Origin of the sequence: Streptomyces sp. NPDC013455, from assembly GCF_040632975.1 — a bacterium.
Classification (GTDB): Bacteria; Actinomycetota; Actinomycetes; order Streptomycetales; family Streptomycetaceae; genus Streptomyces.
The window spans coordinates 1-1,385 of record NZ_JBEYCX010000081.1; the positions used below are offsets into that span (position 1 = coordinate 1).

Consider the following 1,385-nt stretch of genomic DNA (forward strand, 5'->3'; position numbering starts at 1 on the left):
TTCTGGCCGTTGTTGGAGGGTGCGGCGTTGGTGGTGGCGAGGCCTGGTGGGCATCGGGAGCCGGGTTATCTCGCTTCGCTGATCCGGGAGCAGGGTGTGACGACGGTGCATTTCGTGCCGTCGATGCTGGCGGCGTTTCTGGCGGAGCCGTCGGTGGGTGGGTGTGGTGGTCTGCGGCGGGTGTTCTGCTCGGGTGAGGCGTTGCCGGTGGCGGGGCAGGAGCGGTTCTTCGCTGTGCTGCCGGGGGTGGAGTTGCACAATCTGTATGGGCCGACGGAGGCGTCGGTGGATGTGACCGCGTGGCAGTGCGTGCCGGGGCGGGCGGGTGCGGTGCCGATCGGGGAGCCGGTTTCCAATACGCGTGTGTATGTGCTGGATGGGGTTCTGAGTCCTGTGCCGGTGGGTGTGGGGGGTGAGTTGTATCTGGAGGGTGTGCAGCTTGCTCGTGGTTATGCGGGTCGTGCGGGGTTGACTGCGGAGCGGTTTGTGGCCAGTCCGTTCGGTGCGGGGCAGCGGATGTATCGCACGGGGGATGTGGTGCGGTGGAACGCGGAGGGGCGGCTGGAGTATCTGGGTCGTGCGGATGAGCAGGTGAAGATCCGTGGGTTCCGGATCGAGCCGGGTGAGGTGCAGGCGGTGGTGGCCGTGCATCCGCAGGTCGCGCAGGTGGCTGTGGTTGCTCGGGAGGATGAGCCCGGTGATGTGCGGCTGGTGGCCTATGTGGTGCCGGTCGAGGGGGGTGGTGGTCGGCTGGAGGGGTCCGTGCGGGAGTTCGCCGCCCGGCGGCTGCCGGAGTACATGGTTCCGTCGGCTGTCGTCGTTCTTGATGCTCTGCCGGTGTCGGTGCACGGCAAGCTGGACCGCAGGGCGTTGCCGGCTCCCGACTTCGGGGTGCTGGCGGGTGCGGGGCGTGGTCCGGCGACCGTGCGCGAGGAGATGGTGTGTGCGGCGTTCGCCGAGGTTCTGGGCCTGGACAGCGTGGGTGTCGATGATGATTTCTTCCGGCTGGGCGGGCACTCGCTTCTGGCCGTGCGCCTGGTCGAGGTTCTGCGGGGTCAGGGTGTGTCGATCTCCGTGCGGGCTCTGTTCGACGCCCCGACCGTTGCGGGCCTGGCGGCTTCGGCGGGGGCCGAGCAGGTCACGGCTCCGCAGAATCTGATTCCGGCGGGCGTCAGCGAGATCACTCCTGGGATGCTGCCCATGGTCGATCTGACCGTGGAGGAGGTCGCCGCGGTCGTGGCCACCGTCGCGGGCGGCGCGGCCAACGTCCAGGACGTCTATCCGCTCGCTCCGCTCCAGGAGGGCCTGCTCTTCCACCACCTCCTCGCCGAGGGCGGCGAGGACGCCTACGTCATGCGCGCCGTCCTGGAATTCGACGAGCGGGA

General features: G+C 68.7%; 1 protein-coding gene. It reads left to right on the forward strand.

All coding sequences use genetic code 11. The features are described from left to right. Window positions 1-33: 33 nt before the first annotated feature. Window positions 34-1,385 (forward strand): AMP-binding protein (locus ABZ576_RS34390; protein WP_360750068.1); only part of this gene is annotated, 1,352 nt, incomplete at its 3' end.